This window comes from Curvibacter cyanobacteriorum, assembly GCF_028649475.1.
Classification (GTDB): domain Bacteria; phylum Pseudomonadota; class Gammaproteobacteria; order Burkholderiales; family Burkholderiaceae_C; genus Curvibacter; species Curvibacter cyanobacteriorum.
Genome location: NZ_JAQSIP010000009.1, coordinates 98,558 through 118,235, shown reverse-complemented (window position 1 = coordinate 118,235; position 19,678 = coordinate 98,558). Strand labels below are relative to the sequence as shown.

The window sequence follows — 19,678 nt, the reverse complement described above, 5'->3', positions numbered from 1 at the left end:
GCTCCAGGATCAGGCCATGGGCGACGCCGAGGCCGGCGGCGGTGTGGCGGCGGCCGGTCCCGCCGCCTGCGGCGGGCGCAAGGCGCCATACATCAGCAGCGTCATGAACAGGTAGAACATGGTGCCGCTGTTGTGGCCCAGGAAGGCCTGGGTCAGGCCAAAGCCCAGGTAAGCCAGCGGCATCATCAGCGCGGCCAGTTGCAGCCCCTGGCGTTCGGGCGACAAGGCCTGCCCCAGGCGCGGCCAGAACAACCAGAGCACCGCCGCATACAGGCCCAGCACCGAGAACAGGCCCAGCAGTCCGCGCTTGGCGAACACGTCGACAAATTCATTGTGCGCATGGCCATAGACCAGCACCACGGCAGGGGCCTCGCCGGCGGCCACCAGGCGTTGCTTTTCCTGCTCGTAACCGGCCTGGGTCCAACCCAGCAGCGGGCGCTGCAGGCCCATGTGCCAGGCGGCTTTCCAGTGCGCGAGGCGCTGGCCCACCGAGTTGTCGGAGTGACCGGTGGTCTCGTACTCGCGCACCTCGTCGACCGCCAGCGTCAGGCGGTGCAACAGGGTGGGGCCCATGGCGGCCACCAGCAGCACCAGCGACAAACCCAGCGCGCCCAGCGCCACCAGCAGGCGCTTGAGCGGAATGTAGCGGCGCACCAGCCAGACCAGCACCGGCAGGATGAACACCAGCGACAGCCAGCCACCGCGCGCCTGCGACAGCAAGGACGCCACCAGGCCCAGCACCATGCCCACGCCCAGCGCCAGGCGCCAGGCCAGACGGCGCGGGCCCTCGGGCCAGGTCATGGCCCCGATCAGGCACATGATGGCCATCAGCAGGCTGAGGTTGCCGTACTGGATGGCGTTGGTGAATCCTTCGGTGCGCCACATGCCTTGCACCAGGTACTGGTACAGCGACACCAGGCCGCTGAGGCTGGCACCGACCGCCAAGCCGGCCCACAGGGCGCGCGGACGCGGCGGGTAACGCAGCACAAAAAACAGGCAGGGCAAGGCCAGGAAGTACTTCAACGGCTTGTCCAGCCCGCGCCAGCTGCCCTGGCTGATCAAAGCATCGATCAGCCAGTCCATCCCCATGAACACCACGGCCGCGACCAGCCAGCGCAGTTGGGTCCAGTCCGCGGGCCGGTGCCACCAGTGGCGGCTGGTCAGCAGCGCCGCCAGCAGCAGCAAGGTCGCGCCCCAGGAATACCCACTGGGCAGGCACAGCGACAGCGCCGGAAAGGCGAACGCCGCCAGCGAGGACGCCCGCTCCGCGGGCGACATCCCCGCCAGCAGCGCCGCGGTGGGCGATGGGGCTTGCTCAGGCGTGGACTGCATCGTCAGCGCCCCACCGACTGGCTGAGGGAGTCGCGGTCGTAGTACAGCGCGGCGTAGCGGAAGAAGCACTCCAGCGCGATGAAAAAGCAGAACAGGAAGCCGGGCCCGCCGCCGAGGAAGCCCAGGCGGAACACGTACAGGCGCAAAAAGATCGCGAACGCCGAGGCCATGCCCCGCAGCACGCCCCCGCGTTTGCCCGCCTGGGCCCGCTTGGCCGCGCCCAGCATGGCGTACTGGGTCAGCTTCTCCAGGCTGCCGCGCACGGTTTCACGCGAGTAATGCAGCAGGCGGGCCTTGAAGGCATGGCGCGGCACCGGCTCGGCCTGTGGCTTGAGCACGGCGTGCTCGTGCACCACGCCTTCGTAGCGCTCCAGCATGTCGCGGCGGAACATGCGGTCCAGGCGCGACTGCGACAAGAAGTACTTGAGCTCGCGGCCGTAGGCCACCACGCTCCATTCGATGGCCCAGATGGCGCGTTCGCCCGAGCGCACCGCGGCCTCGATCTGGGCCTGCAGCGCCGGGGTGATGACCTCGTCGGCGTCCAGGTAGAACAAATAATCGCCCCGCGCGTGCGACAGCAGGCGCGTGCGCTGCACCGCAAAGCCCTGCCAGTCGGGGTACAGGTGCACCTCGGCGCCCCAAGCCTGGGCCAGCGCCACGGTGTTGTCGGTGCTGCCACTGTCGATCACGATGACCTGATCGGCAAAGGCGGCGCTGCGCAGACAAGCCTCGATGTGGTGGGCCTCGTTCTTGGTCAGGACGCCAATGGTCAGGCTGGGGCGGTCGGTGGGCCAGGCGGCGGCCGACGGGCCGGGCACGTTGGATGAGGGGGTCGACATGGTGCTCGTCAAAAAGGGGGCTCAGGCCTGGGGCGGCAACTGCCACACACCGCGCAAGCGGCCCCAAGCCCGGGCCAGGTGTTTGGGCGACACCAGCAAGGCCCGGACCAGCACGTTGGCGCAAGCCGACAACATCAGGCGGCGTTGCGCGCGCGCGCCGGCGACAGCCCCTGCGTGCTTGTGGATGAAGGTGATTTTCGACTGCGCATGGTGGTAGCCGCGCCAGTACTCCGAGCGCCAGGGCCGCGGGCCGCGCACCGAGCCGCGCGACAGGTGGGTGACGCGGATGTCGGGCAACACCAGGATCTGCCCGTGCTGCTGGAACACCCGCAGGCACAGGTCCTCGTCCTCGTAGTACAGGAAGAATCGCGGGTCAAAAAAGCCCAGTGGGCGCAGCCGGTCCATGTGGATCAACATCACCGCGGCACAGGCATACCCCACGCCCAGCGGGCCATCGGCGGCCCCCTGACGGGGCTTCCAGGCGTGGCGCGGCCAGCTGTAATTGACCTGCAACGCCCCATCGCCGTCGACCAACTGGGGCACCAGCAAGGTGGCCTCGGGCCAGGCCTGGGCGGCGCGCACCAGGGCCGCGATGGCGTCGGGCGTGACCTCGCAGTCGGGGTTGAGCAACAGCGCGTAGGGCGTGCGCACCTCGGCCAGGCCCGCGTTGTTGGCCACGCCATAGCCCTTGTTGCTGGGCAGGCAGGTCAGCTCGGCCGTGGGCAACAGGCGCCGCACCGCGTCGGGCGTGCCGTCCTGGCTGGCGTTGTCCACCACGCGGACATGCGGCAGCCGCGCCAGGCCCTGGGCCAGCGCGGGCAGGCAGTGCCCGCTGTTGTAGGTCACCACCAGCACGGTGACCTGGGACAGCAGCGCGGCGGTGTCCGGGGACATCATGCCGGGGGGGTGAGACCGGGGCGGCGAAGCCACCGGGTGCTCAGTGGTGATGCGACACCACTTCGCCCGCCTTCAGGCGGTACACCGTGCCGCAGTACGGGCACTTGGCTTCGCCGGTGCGGGCCACGTCCAGGTAAACCTTGGGGTGGCTGTTCCACAACTTCATGTCAGCCTTGGGGTTGGGGCAGAACACGCCGCCTTGGGCGTTCAAGTCCTTGGCCAGCAGTTCAACAGCAGCGGTACTCATGGGGTCCCTTGTTTTTGGTAGTTCAAGCCAGCAGCGCTCAGACCGGGGTCAGCCAGTGGGCGTACTTGGGGTTGCGGCCGTTCACGATGTCGAAGAACGCCGACTGGATCTTTTCGGTGATCGGGCCGCGCGAGCCACTGCCGATCTCGATGCGGTCGAGCTCGCGGATCGGGGTCACTTCGGCGGCGGTGCCGGTGAAGAACGCCTCGTCGGCGATGTACACCTCGTCGCGGGTGATGCGCTTTTGCACGATGTTCAGGCCCAGGTCCTGGGCAATGTGGAACACCGTGTTGCGGGTGATGCCGTTCAGGGCACCGGCCGACAGGTCGGGCGTGTAGATCACGCCGTCCTTGATGATGAAGATGTTCTCGCCCGCGCCTTCGGACACAAAGCCCGACGAATCCAGCAGCAGCGCTTCGTCGTAGCCGTCGTCGGTGGCTTCCATGTTGGCCAGGATCGAGTTGCTGTAGTTGCTGACCGCCTTGGCCTGCGTCATGGTGATGTTGACGTGGTGGCGGGTGTAGCTGGAGGTCTTGACGCGGATGCCGCGCTTCAGGCCTTCTTCACCCAGGTAGGCGCCCCAGGCCCAGGCCGCGACCATCAAATGGATGGTGTTGCCCTTGGGGCTGACGCCCAGCTTTTGCGAGCCGATCCAGGTCAGCGGACGCAGGTAGCAGCTTTCGAGCTTGTTTTCGCGCACCACGGCCTTTTGCGCCTCATTCACCTCTTCCTGGGTGAAAGGCAGGGTCATGCGCAGGATCTTGGCGCTGTTGAACAGGCGCTTGGTGTGGTCTTCCAGGCGGAAGATCGCCGTGCCATTGACCGTGTTGTAGGCACGCACCCCTTCGAAGGCACCGCAGCCGTAGTGCAGGGTGTGGGTCAGGACGTGGATCTTGGCGTCACGCCAGTCGACCATTTGGCCGTCCATCCAGATCTTGCCGTCGCGGTCCGCCATGGAGGGGGGAAGGGTGCTCATGCGCTTGTGTCCTTTGAAAAAACGTCGAGGCACCGTTGACCGGCCAGCCAGAACCGGTCACCAGCGGTGCAAACCGCGATTTTACGGTGTGGGCGGGGCTTCGGCGTCTTCGGCGGGGGGGCGCACGAGGGTCCACTGCACCAGCTTGCCGTCGCGGAACTCGGCCGTGACATGCGAGCGGGTGCCGTCGGTCCAACGGTACACCTCGGGCTGTTCGCCCTCCGGCGACTGCAACTCGCCCAGGGCGCGGGTCAGCGCCAGCACATGGATCAGGGGCACGCCGGGGCGCAGCTTGGCGTTCAACATGACCGCGCTGCCCACGTAACCAATGGGGTTGTTGTTGGCACGCTTGAGCACCTGCATCAGGCGCGTGTAGTGCATCAGCACCCACATCACGACGCCCCCCAGGGCCGCGGCCACGCCCGCCAGGCCATAGGCGCGGTAGGCCAGGCCGACGATCAACAGGCCGCCCACGGGGACCAGAATTTTCTTGAAGTTCATGCGCGCATTTTCCTATGGCCGGCCCCGGGGGCGGCTGTGGCTTGTGCGTAGGCTGCGGGGCGGGTGGTCAATCCAGCTCGCGGCGGATCAGATCCATGGCCTCGTCCACCCGCTCGACGGCGTGCACCGTCAGGCCCTCGATCGGCTTCTTGGGGGCGTTGGCCTTGGGCACCACGGCCACGCTGAAGCCCAGCTTGGCGGCCTCCTTGAGCCGCTCCTGGCCGCGCGGCGCGGGCCGGATCTCGCCCGCCAGGCCGACCTCGCCAAAGGCCAGGAAGCCCTTGGGCAAGGCCTTGCCACGCAGCGAGGAGGTGATGGCCAGCAGCACCGCGAGGTCGGCCGCGGGCTCGCTGATGCGCACCCCGCCCACCGCGTTGACGAACACGTCCTGGTCCATGCAGGCCACGCCGGCATGCCGGTGCAACACCGCCAGCAGCATGGCCAGGCGGTCGCGCTCCAGGCCCACGCTGAGGCGGCGCGGGCTGGGCCCGCCGCCGTCGACCAGGGCCTGGATCTCGACCAGCAGCGGGCGCGTGCCTTCGAGCGTGACCAGCACGCAGCTGCCGGGCACCGGCTGGCTGTGCTGCGACAGAAAGATCGCGCTGGGGTTGCTCACGCCCTTCAGGCCGCGCTCGGTCATGGCGAAGACGCCAATCTCGTTGACCGCGCCAAAGCGGTTCTTGATGGCGCGCACCAGGCGGTGGGTGGAATGGGTGTCCCCCTCGAAATACAGCACCGTGTCGACCATGTGCTCGAGCACGCGCGGGCCGGCCAGCGCGCCCTCCTTGGTGACGTGGCCGATCAGCACGATGGCGATGCCCGTGCCCTTGGCCAGTCGCGTCAGGTGGGCCGAGCACTCGCGCACCTGGGCCACCGAGCCCGGCGCCGAGCTGAGCTGGTCGCTGTAAATGGTCTGGATCGAATCAATCACCGCCACCGCGGGCTGGCGCGCCTCGATGGTGGCGAGGATCTTCTCGAGCTGGATCTCGGCCATCACCTTGACCTGGCTGTTGTCCAGCCCCAGGCGGCGCGAGCGCAGCGCCACCTGGGCGCCGCTTTCCTCACCGGTCACGTACAGCGTCTCCAGGCCGCGGCGCTGCAGCGCGTCCAGCGCCTGCAGCAGCAGGGTGGACTTGCCAATGCCCGGGTCACCGCCGATCAGCACCACCCCGCCCTCGACGATGCCGCCGCCCAGCACCCGGTCCAGTTCCTCGAGCCCGCTGGGCGTGCGCGCCACCTCGGTGGCCTCGATCGCCGACAGCGGTGTGACCGCCTGCGCCAGCCCCGCATAGCCCGAGTAAGCCGGTGCGCTGAGCCGGTTCTTGCCCCCGCCCGCCCCCGCGCCCTCGGCCACCGACTCGACCAGGGTGTTCCAGGCATTGCACTGCGGGCATTTGCCCAGCCACTTGGCACTGGTGCCACCGCATTCGGTGCAGGTGTAGATGGTTTTTTCGCGCGACATGGGGGCCTCTGACAACAGGCGGCCACTATAGCGACCCGCCGAACGACTCCGGGTTAACACCATGCGATCACCACCTCTAAACATTTAACATGTTAAATAAATGAGCACCGTGATCCAACCCTTTGTCCACCGCAACCTGCCCCGCCTGCTGCTGCAGGCGCGCGAAGCGGTGATGGCCCACACCCGGCCCAGCCTGCGCCAGCACGGCCTGTCGGACCAGCAATGGCGTGTGCTGCGCGTGCTGGGCGAGCACGGCGTGGTGGAGACCGGGCGCGTGGCGCGCGAGGCCTTCATCCTGGGCCCCAGCCTGACCGGCGTGCTGACCCGCATGGAGCGCGACGGCCTGATCCAGCGCCAGCGCGACCCGCAGGACGCCCGCAGCACCGTGGTGCAGGCCACCGACAAGGGCCTGCGCCTGGTCGAAAAGCTGTCACTGACCATCGAGGCGCACTACCTGTGGATGGAGAAAGCCCTGGGCAAGGACAAGCTCGCGCAGCTTTACGAACTGCTGGACACCCTGATCGAACTGGAGCAACCATGAGCGCCGCCCTCCCGCCCGGCACCGCCGCGCCCTGGCAACCTGCCGGCACCGTGTACGGCGTGCTGCTGAACTTTGAGCACGAACACACCCTGTGGCGGCCGCGCATGCTCGAGGCGCCCTACCAGGCGCCACCGCAGGCCCCGGTGCTCTACATCAAAACCGCCAACACCTGGAACCCCGACGGCGGCCAGGTGACCGTGCCGGCCGACGCCCCCGGCGTCGAGGCCGGGGCCACGCTGGGCCTGGTACGCGACGCGCAAGGCCAGTGGGCCGCGGCCCTGCTCAACGACTTCAGCCTGCCCCATGACAGCTACTTCCGCCCGCCGGTCAAGTACCGCTGCCGCGATGGCTTCCTGGGCACGCCAGCCGCGCTGCGGCCCCTGGGCAGCCTGGCCGAACTGGCCACGCTGAGTTTGAGCGTGCACGTCAACGGCGAGCTGCGCCAGAGCGTGGACCTGGGCCGGCTGCGCCGCGATGCCGCCACCCTGTGGGCCGACGTCAACGACTTCATGACCCTGCGCCCCGGCGACGTGTTGATGCTGGGCTGCGACGTGGCCGCCGATGGCGGCCGGCCGCTGCTGCGGCCGGGCGACACGGTCGAGCTCAGCGCGCCGGGGTTTGCCCCGCTGCGCCACCACCTCAGCGCCGAGGAGGCCCGCGCATGAAACACGCCCGCATCCTGCTGAACGACGCGCCCGAACTGGGCCCGCTGCACGCGGTCGAAGACGGGGGCGCGCTGCGCCTGGACGACGGCCGCCGCGTGGCCTTTGACGCGGTGCGCTGGCTGCCGCCGCTGGCCCCGGTGCCGCGCGCACGCAGCATCTTTGCCATGGGTCTGAACTACGCCGACCACGCCAAAGAACTGGCGTTCAAACCGCCCACCGAACCCTTGGCGTTCCTGAAGGGCGAAGCCTCGCTGATCGGCCACCGCGAACACACCGTGCGCCCCGCCGACGCCCGGCACATGCACTACGAGTGCGAACTGGCGGTGGTGATCGGCCGCACGGCGCGCCATGTCAAGCGGGCCGACGCCTATGACTTTGTGCAGGGCTACACGGTGGCCAATGACTACGCGATCCGCGACTACCTGGAGAACTGGTACCGCCCCAATCTGCGCGTCAAAAACCGCGACACCTGCACCCCGCTGGGGCCCTGGCTGGTGGATGCGGCGGACGTCCACGCCCGCCCCGGCGGCCCGATGAACCTGGCGCTGCAGACCACCGTCAACGGCGTCGTGACCCAGCGCGGCAACACCCGCGACATGGTGTTCGACGTGCCGTTCCTGATCGAGTACTTCAGCGCCTTCATGACGCTCTCGCCGGGCGACCTGATCCTCACCGGCACCCCCGATGGCGTGGTCGACTGCCCGCCCGGCGCCGAGGTCGTGACCGCCATCGAGGGCCTCGGCACGCTCCACAACTTCATTCGACAAGGTTGACCCCATGCAGCAGATCCAGCACCTGATCAACGGCCAGTCGGTGGCCGGCAGCGACTACTTTGAAACCGTCAACCCGGCCACCCAGGAGGTGCTGGCCGAGGTCGCCAGTGGCGGCGAGGCCGAGGTCCACGCCGCCGTGGCCGCCGCCAAAGCCGCCTTCCCCGGCTGGGCGAGCACGCCCGCGCCCGAGCGCGCCAAGCGCATCCGCCAGCTCGGCGAACTGATCGCCCGCCATGTGCCCGAGATCGCCCAGACCGAAACCAACGACTGCGGCCAGGTGATCGCCCAGACCGGCAAGCAGCTGGTGCCGCGCGCGGCCGACAACTTCCACTACTTCGCCGAGATGTGCACCCGCGTGGACGGCCACACCTACCCCACGCCCACGCACCTGAACTACACCCTGTTCCACCCGGTCGGCGTGTGCGCGCTGATCAGCCCCTGGAACGTGCCCTTCATGACCGCCACCTGGAAGGTCGCGCCCTGCCTGGCCTTTGGCAACACCGCCGTGCTGAAGATGAGCGAGCTGTCGCCCCTGAGCGCCGCCCGCCTGGGCGAGCTGGCGCTGGAGGCCGGCATCCCGGCCGGCGTGCTCAACCTCGTGCACGGCTACGGGAAACAGGCCGGCGAGCCGCTGTGCGCCCACCCCGATGTGCGCGCCATCAGCTTCACCGGCTCCACCGCCACCGGCCACCGCATCGTGCAGACGGCGGGCCTGAAGAAGTTCAGCATGGAGCTGGGCGGCAAGAGCCCGTTTGTGATCTTTGCCGACGCCGACCTGGACCGCGCCCTCGACGCCGCCGTGTTCATGATCTTCAGCAACAACGGCGAGCGCTGCACCGCCGGCAGCCGCATCCTGGTGCAAAAGTCCATCTACGCCGACTTCGCGCAGAAGTTCGCCGAGCGCGCGCGCCGCATCACCGTGGGTGACCCGCTGGACGAGAAGACCATCGTCGGCCCCATGATCAGCCCCGCCCACCTGGCCAAGGTGCGCCACTACATCGAGCTGGGCCCCAAGGAAGGCGCCACGCTCCTGTGCGGCGGCCTGGACCGCCCGAGCTACGCGCCCGAGCTGCCCGAGCGCGTGCGGCGCGGCAACTACGTCTGGCCCACCGTGTTCGCCGACGTCGACAACCGCATGAAGATCGCGCAGGACGAGATCTTTGGCCCGGTGGCCTGCCTGATCCCGTTCGAGGACGAGGCCGACGCGATCCGCATCGCCAACGACACCCAGTACGGCCTGTCCAGCTACGTCTGGACCGAGAACCTGGGCCGCGCCCACCGCATGGCCGCCGCCATCGAGGCCGGCATGTGCTTTGTCAACAGCCAGAACGTGCGCGACCTGCGCCAGCCCTTTGGCGGCACCAAGGCCAGCGGCACCGGGCGCGAGGGCGGCACCTGGAGCTACGAGGTGTTCTGCGAACCCAAGAACGTGGCCGTCTCGCTGGGCGGCCACCACATCCCGCACTGGGGGGTGTGATGGCCGCCCCCTTGAGTCGGCTGCGGTGCCTGGTCCCAGGGGCCGCTGCCAGCGGACGGGCCAAGCCCGCCGCCTGCCCACGCACCGCCAAGGAGCCCTGACATGAAACGTCGCCAATCGCTGCAGGCCCTGGGGGCTGTTGCCTTGCTGCCCGGCCTGGCGTGGGCCCAGGCGCCCGCCTGGCCCACGCGGCCGCTCAAGCTGATCGTGCCCTTCCCGCCCGGGGGCACCACCGACCTGGTGGCCCGCCTGGTGGCCACGCCCATGGCCAACGGCCTGGGCCAGCCCGTGGTGGTGGACAACAAGCCCGGCGCCGGCACGGTGATCGGGGTGGACGCGGGCGCCAAGGCCGCACCCGATGGCCTGACCCTGACCTGCGTGGCCAACAGCTTTTGCGTCAACCAGACCCTGGTCAGGAACCTGCCTTACGACGGCCTGCGTGACCTGCGCCCGGTGAGCCTGATGGGCCAGTCCGAGCATGTGCTGGCCAGCCACCCGGGCAGCGGCATCCGCACCATCGCCGACTTGCGCGCGGCGGCCCAAAAGCCCGGCGCCCGGCTCAGCTACGCCTCGTTCGGCAGCGGCACCTCGGCCCACCTGGCCGGCGAGATGCTGCGCGAGCAGATGGGCATCGAGCTGACCCACATCCCCTACAAAGGCCAGGCCCCGGCGCTCAACGATTTGCTGGGCGGCCAGGTGACGCTGATGTTCGGCAACTGGCCCGAGTTCCGTGGCCACGTGCAGTCCGGCAAGCTAGTGGCGCTGGGCATGGCCACCGCCAGGCGCTCCGCCCACGCCCCCGAGCTGGCGACCCTGGCCGAACAGGGCGTGGCCGTCGAGTCCAACTCCTGGAACGGTCTGCTGGTGCCCGCCGCCACGCCCGACGCCCTGGTGCAGCGCCTCAACGCCGAGCTGCGCCGCGCACTCGACACGCCCGCCGTGCGCGAGGCCTTTGCCAAAGGCGGCATCAGCTCGCTGGCCGGCACACCGGAGCAGTTTGGCGCCTTCATCCAGAGCGAGATCAGCCGCTATGCGCAGGTGATCCGCAGTGCCCGCATCAGCGCCGACAGCTGAGCGCCGACCGACCTTCTTTTTGGAGACACCGCATGGGAACCCTCGCCCTGGCCGCCAAGATCACCCACGTGCCCTCGCTGTACCTCAGCGAGCTGCCGGGCCCGCGCCATGGCACGCGCCAGGACGCCATCGACGGCCACCTCGAGATCGGCCGCCGCTGCCGCGAACTCGGCGTGGACACCCTGGTGGTGTTCGACACCCACTGGCTGGTCAACGCCAACTACCACATCAACTGCGGGCCCCACTTCAAGGGCGTCTACACCAGCAACGAGCTGCCGCACTTCATCAGCAACCTGCCGTTTGAATGCCCGGGCAACCCGGCGCTGGGCCGGCTGCTGGCGCAGTCGTGCAACGCGCTGGGCGTGGAAACCCTGGCGCACGACGCCACCACGCTGAACCCCGAGTACGGCACCCTGGTGCCGCTGCGCTACATGAACCCCGACCAGCACTTCAAGGTGGTCTCGGTGTCGGCCCTGTGCACCGGCCACTACCTCAACGACAGCGCGCGCCTGGGCTGGGCGCTGCGCCGCGCGGTGGAAGACCACTACGACGGCACCGTGGCCTTTTTGGCCAGCGGTTCGCTGAGCCACCGCTTTGCACAGAACGGCCTGGCCCCCGAGTTCGCGTTCAAGGTCTGGAGCCCGTTCCTCGAAATGATGGACCGCGAGGTGGTCGACCTCTGGCAGCGCGGTGACTGGGCGCGCTTTTGCGACATGCTGCCCGAGTACGCCACCAAGGGCCACGGCGAAGGCTTCATGCACGACACCGCGATGCTGCTGGGCGCGCTCGGCTGGTCGGCCTACCAGGGCCAGGCCGAGGTGGTGACGCCGTACTTCGGCGCCTCGGGCACGGGCCAGATCAATGCCGTGTTCCCGGTCACGCCGCAGGACGGGCGCGCGATCCCGGCGGCGCAGGCCTCGGCCGCCAGCGCTTACCAAGCCTTTCCCCGGCTCTGACCACCAGCACCTGCCCCCCGCCTGCCGTCCCCCACAGCGCCCCCCCACTGAACCCACCATGCCCCACCTCGTCATCCTCTACACCCCGCAACTGGACGCCGAAACCGACCTCGGCGCGCTGTGCCGCCGCCTGGCCGACACCATGCTCGCGCAGCGCGACGCCGAAGGCCGCGCGGTCTTTCCGCCCGGGGGCACCCGGGTGCTGGCCTTCCCGGCCGCGCACCACGCCATCTCGGACGGCGGCACCGCGGGCCGCGCGGCCGGCGGCAACGGCGACTATGCGTTTGTCTACCTCCACCTGCGCATGGCCAGCGGCCGCCCCCCCGCCGTGGTGCAGGCCGCTGGCGAATCGCTGCTGGCCGACGTGAAGGCGCATTTCGCACCGCTGTTCGCGCAACGCCACATCGGCATCACCTTGCAAGTGGACGAGGGCGCCCCCGCCTTCGACGGCAAGCACAGCAACCTGCACCCCTTGTTCAACAAGGCGGTCTGAGCCCCACCCTGTCACCGAAAGCGAGACCGCCCATGTTCACCCCCGAGCAGATCGCCGCCCTGGCGGCCGAACTCGACCAGGCCGAGAAAAGCCGTCAACAGGTCGAGCATTTTTCCAAGCGCTTCCCCGGCATGACGATCGAAGACGGCTACGCCGTGTCGCGCGAATGGGTGCGGCAGAAGATCGCCGCCGGGCGCAGCGTGCGCGGCCACAAGATCGGCCTGACCTCGCGCGCCATGCAGTTGTCCAGCCAGATCGACGAACCCGACTACGGCACCTTGCTCGACGACATGTTCTTGGCCGAGGGCGGCGACATCCCGTTCCACCGCTTCATCGCGCCGCGCATTGAAGTCGAGCTGGCCTTCATCCTCGGCAAGCCGCTGCGCGGCCCGGGTGTCACGCTGTACGACGTGCTGGACGCCACCGACTGGGTGGTGCCCGCGATCGAGATCATCGACGCGCGCATCGAGCAGTTCGACCGCCACAGCAAGGCCCCGCGCAAGGTCTTTGACACCATTGCCGACAACGCGGCCAATGCCGGCATCGTCACGGGCGGGCGCCCGGTGCGGCCCGACGCGGTGGACCTGCGCTGGGTCAGCGCGCTGCTGTTCAAGAACGGCGTGATCGAGGAATCCGGCGTGGCCGCGGCGGTGCTGAACCACCCGGCCCAGGGCGTGGCCTGGCTGGCCAACAAGCTCGCCCCCTGGGGCGAAGGCCTGGCCGCGGGCGAGGTGGTGCTGGGCGGCTCGTTCACGCGGCCCACGCCGGCCCAGCCCGGCGACACCTTTCACGCCGACTATGGCCCCTTGGGGTCGATTGCCTTTCGGATGGTCTGACCGTGTCCCCCCTTTTGCCCCCCTCCACCACGGGCCCCGCCCCGCGCCCTGCGGTGCTGATCACCGGCTCGGCCACCGGCATTGGCGCGGCCTGCGCGCGTGAGTTCGCGCGCCAGGGCTGGAACGTCGTCATCACCCACCTGGACGCGGCCACCGCGGACGAGGCCCAGCAGGTGGCCCGCGACTGCGAAGCCGTGGGCGCCACCACCCTGGTGCAGGCGCTCGATGTCGGCGACGACGCCGCCTGCCGGGCCGTGGCCGCCACCGCCGTGGCGCGGCTGGGCGGCCTGCAGGTGCTGGTCAATTCGGCCGGCACCACGCGCTTTGTGCCGCACGAGGACCTGGACGCGCTCGACGCGGCCGAGTTCCAGCGCACCAGCCAGGTCAACCTGGTGGGGCCCTGGCAGATGACCCGCGCCTGCCGCGAGGCCCTGTCCGCCTCGGGCCAGGGGGCGGTGGTCAACATCTCGTCGATCGGCGGGGTGCTGGGGCGTGGCTCCTCGCTGGCGTACGCGGCCAGCAAGGGCGCCCTCAACACCCTGACCCTGGGCCTGGCGCGGGCACTGGCCCCGGCGATCCGGGTCAATGCGATCGCGCCGGGCTTTGTCGACGGCGGACTGCCCAGCCGGGTGCTGGACGCGGCCCAACACGGGGCCGTGCTGGCACGCCAGCAGCAAGCCTCGGTGCTGGGCCGGGTCTCGCAAGCCGAGGAAGTGGCGGCGCTGGCCTGGTTTGTCGCCGCGCGGGCGCCCGGTATGACGGGGGCGGTGCTGCTGATGGACAACGGCCTGCACCTGAACGCGGGCTGAGGCGCAAATTGGTTATAGAAATGAATCAAACGTGCAGGTAAACACGGGTAGCGCTGGCGCGTGCAGGCTGGAAAAATCAGGCGCACAGGTGGTCTGTGCCCCAGGCCTGGCCGCCGCCCACAACACCCAACCGACCCTCAGGAGACCCGCATGAGCCAACCGCACGATTCCGCTTCCAACTTCTCGCGCCGCCAATGGCTGCAAACCGCCGGCGCCAGCGCCCTGCTGGCGGGCCTGGGGCAGCAGGCCATGGCCCAGGCCAGCGCCTTTGAGACCGTGAAGATCATCACCGGCTTCGCGGCGGGCGGCACCTCCGACACCATCTGCCGCCGCGTGGCCGACAAGCTGCCGGGCACGGGCTACACCAAGGCCGCGTTTGTCGAGAACAAGACCGGCGCGGGCGGCCAGATCGCGATCCAGTTCGTGAAGTCCCAGAACCCCGACGGCCAGACCCTGCTGCAAACGCCCATGTCCATGCTGGGCATCTACCCGCACATCTACAAGAAGCTCGCCTACGACCCGGTCAACGACCTGACCCCGGTGTCGCTGGGCTGCGTGTTCGACTTCGGCTTTGCGGTCGGCCCCTCGGTGCCGGCCAGCGTCAAGACCGTGCCCGACTTCCTGGCCTGGTGCAAGGCCAACCCCAAGGACGCCAACTTCGGCTCGCCCGCCGCGGGTTCGACGCCGCACTTTGTGGGGGCGCTGCTGGGCCATGCGGCCGGCATCGACCTCAAGCACATCGCCTTCCGGGGCACCCAGCCCGCCATCCTGGACATGATCGGCGGCCAGCTGCCCGCCGTGTCGGGTCCGGTGGGTGAGTTCACCCAGCACGTGGCCGCCGGCAAATGCCGCCTGCTGGCCACCACGGGTGCCCAGCGCAACAAGTTCGCGCCCAACACCCAGACCATGGTCGAACAGGGTCTGAAGGACATGGTGTTCAACGAATGGTTCGGCTTCTACCTGCCGGCCAAGGCCTCGCGCGACCTCGTGACCCGACTCAACACCGCCCTGCGCAGCGCGCTGGCCGCCCCCGATGTGGTGGACGGTCTGGCTGCCATGGGCCTGGAGGCCAAGTCCTCCAGCCCGGCCGAACTGGCCGCCATGCTGAAAGCCGACTTTGAACGCTGGGGCCCGCTGGTGAAGACCATCGGGTTCACGGCCGACGCCTGAGGCGCCCGCTGCGCGCGGGGGCCCACCACCACCGAGGAGACCCACCATGAACGCCCCCACCCCGGCCAGCCTGCTGGCCCCCCGCGCCCCCGAACCGGCCGCCCCGGCCGGCATGCACCCCGAAGAATGGACGCAGCGCGTCCAGCTCGCCGCCTGTTACCGCGTGTTCGCGATGCTGGGCTGGACCGAGATGATCTACAACCACATCACGGTGCGCCTGCCCGACAGCGTCAGCGGGCCCGGCAGCAAGCAGTTCCTGATCAACCCGTTTGGCCTGCACTACAGCGAGGTCACCGCCAGCAACCTGGTCAAGATCGACCTGCAGGGCCAGGTGCTGGACGGCTCGCCCTACCCCGTCAACCCGGCCGGGTTTGTGGTGCACGGCGCCATCCACGAAGGCCTGCCCGACGCGCATTGCGTGATGCACACCCACACCACCGCAGGCGTGGCCGTGGCCTGCCTGCAAGGCGGCCTGCAGCAAACCAACTTCTACACCGCGCAGCTGCACGGCATGGTGGGCTACCACGACTTTGAAGGCATCACGGTGCACGCCGAAGAAGGCCCGCGCCTGGTCAACAACATCCGCGGCAAGCCCGCCGTGATCCTGCGCAACCACGGCCTGCTGGCCTGGGGCCAGACCCTGCCGCAAACCTTCGCCATCCTGTGGACCTTGCAGCGCGCCTGCGAGATCCAGCTCGCCACGCTGTCGATGGGCGCCCCGATCCCGGTCACCGAGGAAGCCGCCATCAAGAGCAGCCGCGACGCGCTGCAGTTCAGCCCCGCGCACGGGGCCGGGCAGGACGTGTTCGACGCCCTGGTGCGCCAGGTGCACCGGCAAGACAGCAGCTACCTGCAATGACCCGCGGGGCTGCGGCGGCTCCAAAATGTGCCGCTGCAGGCGCAGGCCGTCGGCCCGCCCCGCACTGACCCCAACCCGCCCTGAGCCAGGGCAGCAAACCACACAGTTCCCATGAAAGCATGCATTTACGGCGCCGGCGCCATCGGCGGCTGGATCGGTGCCGGCCTGGCCCGCACCCCCGAACTCGAACTCAGCGCGGTGGCGCGCGGCGACACCCTGCAGGCCCTGCAAAGCCAGGGCCTGCAAATCGACCAGGACGGCCAGACCCTGCGCCTGCCGATCCGCGCCTGTGCTGACCCGGCCGAGCTGGGCCCCCAGGACCTGGTGGTGATCGCCGTCAAGGCCCCGGCCCTGGCCGCGGTGGCGCGCCAGATCGGCCCCCTGATCGGCCCCGACACCCTGGTGCTGACGGCCATGAACGGTGTGCCCTGGTGGTTCCTGCACGGCTTTGGGGGTGCGCTGGCGGGCCAGCGCCTGAGCGCCGTGGACCCCGAGGGCGCGATCGCCGCGGCCATCCCGCCCAGCCAGGTGATTGGCTGCGTGGTGCACGCCAGCTGCTCGCTGAACGGTCCGGGCCACGTCAAGCACCACTTTGGCAACGGCCTGATCATCGGCGAACCCGCAGGGGGGCTGACGCCGCGCGTGCAGGCCTTGCAGGCCCGCCTGGTGCAGGCCGGCTTCAACGCCACGGTGTCGCCGCAGATCCAGAAGGACACCTGGTACAAGCTGTGGGGAAACATGACGGTCAACCCGGTCAGCGCCCTGACCGGCGCCACCACCGACCTGATCCTCGGCGACGAACTGGTGCGCCATTTCATCTCGGCGGTGATGCTGGAGGCGCGCGAGATCGGCGCACGCATCGGCATCCCGATCGACCAGCAACCCGAGGACCGACACCAGGTCACGCTCAAGCTCGGCGCCTTCAAGACCTCGATGTTGCAGGACGTGGAAGCCGGCCGCAGCGTCGAGCTCGACGCGCTGGTCGGCGTGGTGCGCGAACTGGGCCAGCGTTGTGGCGTGGCCACGCCGTTCACCGACGCCTTGCTGGGGCTGGCCCGGCTGCAGGCCCAGGTGCGCGGCCTGTACCCGCGCCCTTGACGCAGGGCTGACCGACGACTGACCGAGGCCCGCCGCGGGACGGCCCCGGGCCCACCGGTGGTGGACCGCTGCACGCCTCAGGCAGGCTGGCTAAACTGACACCCCCAACCGGCCCCCGGCCGCCCCGGTGCGCGCGCCGGGGTGGCCAGTCCGCCGACCTCACCCTGTTCCCCTCCCCGGAGTGATTTCGCCCATGTCCCGCCTCAAGCTCTACCTCGCCCCCGGCACCTGCGCCCTGGCCGTCCACATCGCCTTGCACGAGGCCGACGCCGGCCACGAGCTGGCCTTGGTCAACTTCGCTGCCAGCCAGCAGCGCAGCCCCGAGTACCTGGCCGTCAACCCCAAAGGCCGTGTGCCGGCCCTGGTGACCGAGCAAGGGGTGCTGACCGAAACCCCGGCCCTGCTGCTGTATGTGGCCCAGCTTTTTCCGGCCGCCCAGCTGGCGCCGCTGGACGACCTGTTCGCCCTCGCGCGCATGCAGGAATGCAACAACTACCTGGCGTCCACCGTGCACATCAACCACGCGCACCGGCCACGGGCCTCGCGCTGGGCTGACGAGCCCGAAGCGATTGCCGGCATGCAGCGCAAGGTAGCGCAGAACATGACCGAGAACTTCCGCTACCTCGAACAGACCTACCTGCAAAACGGCCCCTGGGTGCTGGGCGAGCGCTACTCGGTGGCCGATGGTTACCTCTACACCGTGGGCGACTGGCTGGCCAGCGACGGCGTGGACATCCGTGACTTCCCGGCCGTGTACGCGCACCGCGAACGCGTGCTGCAACGCCCCGCCGTGCAGCGCGCCCTGGCCACGGCTCAGCTGCCCAAGGCCAGCTGAGGCCCGCGCCCCGACCGGGCCTGACAACAAAAACCCCCCGGCGGCCCGCACAGGGCCATCGGGGGGAGGGGTTGGCTTGGGCGCCGCCCCGCCGGGCTCAGGCCCGGGACGGCGACCTGCGCGAGCGCAGCGACCTCAATTGACGCGCAGCGCGCGCCAGTCGATGCGGTTGTCCGCGCGGTGCGGCACGTCCACGCTCTGGCGCAGGGCCCACGGAATGATCTGGTGGTACAGCGGGATGTGCGAGATCAGCTCATGGTCCTGCAGCAGCGCCTTCTCGATCAGCACATTGCGCGTGGCGAGGTCGGTTTCCTTGCGGATGCGCTCGACCAGGGCGTCTTGCTGCGGGCTGCTGAAGCGGCCCAGGTTGAAGTTGCCGTCGCCGCCAGCGCCCGGGCTGCGGATCAGCGACTGCAGGCTGTAGAAGGCGTCAAAGGTCGGCACCCCCCAGCCCAGCAGGTAGATGCTGGCTTCATTGCGCTGGATCATCGGGAAGTAGGTGCTGAAAGGCAGCGAACGCAGACGCGCCTTCACGCCCACCCGTGCCCACTGCGCCGTGATGGCCTGGCACAGCTGCTCGTCGTTGATGTAGCGGCCCGCGCTGCAGGCAAAGTCCACCTCGAAACCCTGCGGGTAGCCGGCTTCGGCCAGCAGCTGCTGAGCGGCCTTGACGTCGTAGGGCCAACGCACATCGGCCTGGCGCGTCCAGCCGTTGACCTGCGGCGCGATCAGCGCGCCCGCCGGCAGCGCCAGACCACGTTGCACCACGCGCTGGATGCTGGCGATGTCGATGGCCTGGTAAAGCGCCTTGCGCACGCGCACATCCTTGAGCGGGTTCTGGCCCTTGACGCTGGAGCCGGGCAGCTCGTCGCGGAACTGGTCCATGCCCAGGAACAGGGTGCGGTTCTCGGGGCCTTCGAGCACCTTGAGCTGCGGCGTCTGGCGCACGCGGGCCAGGTCTTGCAGGCTGGGGTCGATCACAAAGTCCACCTCACCCGACAGCAGCGCCGCCATGCGGGTCGCGTCGGACTTGATCGGGGTGTAGACGATCTGGCTCACGTTGCCGCTGAACTTGCCCTTGCCCCACCAGTGGGGGTTGGGCTCGAGCACCACGCGCTGATCGGGCGTCCACTCCTTGAGCTGGAACGGCCCGGTGCCCAGGGCGTGGCGGTGGGCGTAGGTTTCTTCCTTGTTGCGGATGTCCTTGGGGTCGACCGAGTTGTTCTTCTCAGCCCAGGCCTTGCTCATGATGCGCAGCTCGGTGAGCTGGTTGACCAGCACCGGGTTGGGCAGGTTGGAGAAGATGTCGATGACGGTCGGGCTGACCTTTTCGATCCGGTCGATGCCCAGGGTGTAGACCACGTAGTTGGAGCTCTTGGCCTTGGCGCGCTCCAGCGAGAAGCGCACATCGTCGGCGGTCAGCGCACTGCCGTCGCTGAACTTCACGCCCTGGCGCAGCGTCAGGCGCAACTGGGTCGGCGAGATCTGCTTCCACTCCGTGGCCAGCGCGGGCTCGGGCTTGAACGTCTTGCTGTTGTACTCAACCAGCGTGTCGTAGATGGCCGAGTGCAGGGCGTTGTTCACGCCCACGTTCTGGGCGTGCACGTCCCAGGACGACAGGTCCACGGCTCGGGTCCAGCGGAAGGGTTTGGCCTGCACGGCCAGGGGCGCGGCGGCGCTCAGCGCGAGCGAGGCAGCCAGCAGCCAGGGGGTGGTTTTTTGTAACAAGGCATCTCCATTTCGACGATCAGCGACTCTGGCACAGGCGGTTCACGGCGCCAAGCCGTGATTGCGCGATTGTTTATGCAAAAAACGAGTCAGGAAACCCATTCCCATGC

At 69.1% G+C, this 19,678-nt stretch carries 21 protein-coding genes; 13 read left to right on the top strand and 8 right to left on the bottom strand.

Annotated features, from left to right (window positions below; translation table 11 throughout):
* Positions 1-9 precede the first annotated feature (9 nt).
* The 7 genes from PSQ40_RS17450 to radA form a co-directional block, all read right to left on the bottom strand.
* Complete coding sequence (locus tag PSQ40_RS17450; protein WP_273953167.1) at positions 10-1,332, bottom strand: O-antigen ligase family protein; 1,323 nt, start codon at positions 1,330-1,332, stop codon at positions 10-12.
* 2 nt (positions 1,333-1,334) lie between these two features.
* Positions 1,335-2,171 carry a glycosyltransferase family 2 protein gene (locus PSQ40_RS17445; RefSeq protein WP_273953166.1) on the bottom strand — a complete coding sequence of 279 codons (837 nt, stop codon included), beginning with the start codon at positions 2,169-2,171 and terminating at the stop codon, positions 1,335-1,337.
* Positions 2,172-2,192: 21 nt separating this feature from the next.
* Positions 2,193-3,065: a glycosyltransferase family 2 protein gene (locus PSQ40_RS17440; RefSeq protein ID WP_273953165.1), complete on the bottom strand. Its 873-nt coding sequence runs from the start codon at positions 3,063-3,065 to the stop codon at positions 2,193-2,195.
* Positions 3,066-3,108: 43 nt separating this feature from the next.
* Positions 3,109-3,315 carry a zinc-finger domain-containing protein gene (locus PSQ40_RS17435; protein ID WP_273953164.1) on the bottom strand — a complete coding sequence of 69 codons (207 nt, stop codon included), beginning with the start codon at positions 3,313-3,315 and terminating at the stop codon, positions 3,109-3,111.
* Between the two features lie 37 nt (positions 3,316-3,352).
* A complete protein-coding gene (locus PSQ40_RS17430) occupies positions 3,353-4,291 on the bottom strand; it encodes a branched-chain amino acid transaminase (RefSeq protein WP_273953163.1) in 939 nt (312 codons plus the stop codon).
* Between the two features lie 81 nt (positions 4,292-4,372).
* Complete coding sequence (locus PSQ40_RS17425; protein WP_273953162.1) at positions 4,373-4,792, bottom strand: glycerate kinase; 420 nt, start codon at positions 4,790-4,792, stop codon at positions 4,373-4,375.
* Between the two features lie 67 nt (positions 4,793-4,859).
* Entirely contained in the window at positions 4,860-6,254 is a 1,395-nt protein-coding gene (radA, locus tag PSQ40_RS17420) for a DNA repair protein RadA (protein ID WP_273953161.1), read from the bottom strand.
* Between the two features lie 100 nt (positions 6,255-6,354).
* Between radA and hpaR the strand changes: the two genes are divergently transcribed.
* The 13 genes from hpaR (at position 6,355) to PSQ40_RS17355 (ending at position 17,840) form a co-directional block, all read left to right on the top strand.
* The gene (hpaR, locus tag PSQ40_RS17415) at positions 6,355-6,795 is read left to right on the top strand and encodes a homoprotocatechuate degradation operon regulator HpaR (RefSeq protein ID WP_273953160.1); all 441 of its coding nucleotides are present in this window, start codon (positions 6,355-6,357) and stop codon (positions 6,793-6,795) included.
* A complete protein-coding gene (locus PSQ40_RS17410) occupies positions 6,792-7,460 on the top strand; it encodes a fumarylacetoacetate hydrolase family protein (protein ID WP_273953159.1) in 669 nt (222 codons plus the stop codon). The genes hpaR and PSQ40_RS17410 overlap by 4 nt, the downstream gene beginning before the upstream one ends.
* Positions 7,457-8,233, top strand: a complete 777-nt coding sequence (locus tag PSQ40_RS17405) for a fumarylacetoacetate hydrolase family protein (protein ID WP_273953158.1) — start codon at positions 7,457-7,459, stop codon at positions 8,231-8,233. The genes PSQ40_RS17410 and PSQ40_RS17405 overlap by 4 nt, the downstream gene beginning before the upstream one ends.
* Positions 8,234-8,237: 4 nt before the next feature.
* A complete protein-coding gene (gene hpaE / locus PSQ40_RS17400) occupies positions 8,238-9,710 on the top strand; it encodes a 5-carboxymethyl-2-hydroxymuconate semialdehyde dehydrogenase (protein ID WP_273953157.1) in 1,473 nt (490 codons plus the stop codon).
* Between the two features lie 102 nt (positions 9,711-9,812).
* Complete coding sequence (locus PSQ40_RS17395) at positions 9,813-10,784, top strand: tripartite tricarboxylate transporter substrate binding protein (RefSeq protein ID WP_273953156.1); 972 nt, start codon at positions 9,813-9,815, stop codon at positions 10,782-10,784.
* A 32-nt stretch (positions 10,785-10,816) separates the two neighbouring features.
* Entirely contained in the window at positions 10,817-11,740 is a 924-nt protein-coding gene (gene hpaD / locus PSQ40_RS17390; protein WP_273953155.1) for a 3,4-dihydroxyphenylacetate 2,3-dioxygenase, read from the top strand.
* Positions 11,741-11,798: 58 nt separating this feature from the next.
* Positions 11,799-12,233: a 5-carboxymethyl-2-hydroxymuconate isomerase gene (locus PSQ40_RS17385; RefSeq protein WP_273953154.1), complete on the top strand. Its 435-nt coding sequence runs from the start codon at positions 11,799-11,801 to the stop codon at positions 12,231-12,233.
* A 32-nt stretch (positions 12,234-12,265) separates the two neighbouring features.
* The gene (gene hpaH / locus PSQ40_RS17380; RefSeq protein WP_273953153.1) at positions 12,266-13,069 is read left to right on the top strand and encodes a 2-oxo-hept-4-ene-1,7-dioate hydratase; all 804 of its coding nucleotides are present in this window, start codon (positions 12,266-12,268) and stop codon (positions 13,067-13,069) included.
* 2 nt (positions 13,070-13,071) lie between these two features.
* A complete protein-coding gene (locus PSQ40_RS17375; RefSeq protein ID WP_273953152.1) occupies positions 13,072-13,878 on the top strand; it encodes an SDR family NAD(P)-dependent oxidoreductase in 807 nt (268 codons plus the stop codon).
* Between the two features lie 150 nt (positions 13,879-14,028).
* Complete coding sequence (locus PSQ40_RS17370; protein ID WP_273953151.1) at positions 14,029-15,048, top strand: Bug family tripartite tricarboxylate transporter substrate binding protein; 1,020 nt, start codon at positions 14,029-14,031, stop codon at positions 15,046-15,048.
* A gap of 46 nt (positions 15,049-15,094) precedes the next feature.
* Positions 15,095-15,907: a class II aldolase/adducin family protein gene (locus tag PSQ40_RS17365; RefSeq protein WP_409338613.1), complete on the top strand. Its 813-nt coding sequence runs from the start codon at positions 15,095-15,097 to the stop codon at positions 15,905-15,907.
* A 111-nt stretch (positions 15,908-16,018) separates the two neighbouring features.
* Positions 16,019-17,005 carry a 2-dehydropantoate 2-reductase gene (locus PSQ40_RS17360; protein ID WP_273953150.1) on the top strand — a complete coding sequence of 329 codons (987 nt, stop codon included), beginning with the start codon at positions 16,019-16,021 and terminating at the stop codon, positions 17,003-17,005.
* A 193-nt stretch (positions 17,006-17,198) separates the two neighbouring features.
* The gene (locus PSQ40_RS17355) at positions 17,199-17,840 is read left to right on the top strand and encodes a glutathione S-transferase family protein (protein WP_273953149.1); all 642 of its coding nucleotides are present in this window, start codon (positions 17,199-17,201) and stop codon (positions 17,838-17,840) included.
* A gap of 135 nt (positions 17,841-17,975) precedes the next feature.
* Here PSQ40_RS17355 and PSQ40_RS17350 read toward each other — a convergent pair whose 3' ends face one another.
* On the bottom strand, positions 17,976-19,568 hold the full coding sequence (locus tag PSQ40_RS17350; RefSeq protein WP_273953148.1) for an ABC transporter substrate-binding protein: 1,593 nt from the start codon (positions 19,566-19,568) through the stop codon (positions 17,976-17,978).
* Positions 19,569-19,678 lie beyond the last annotated feature (110 nt).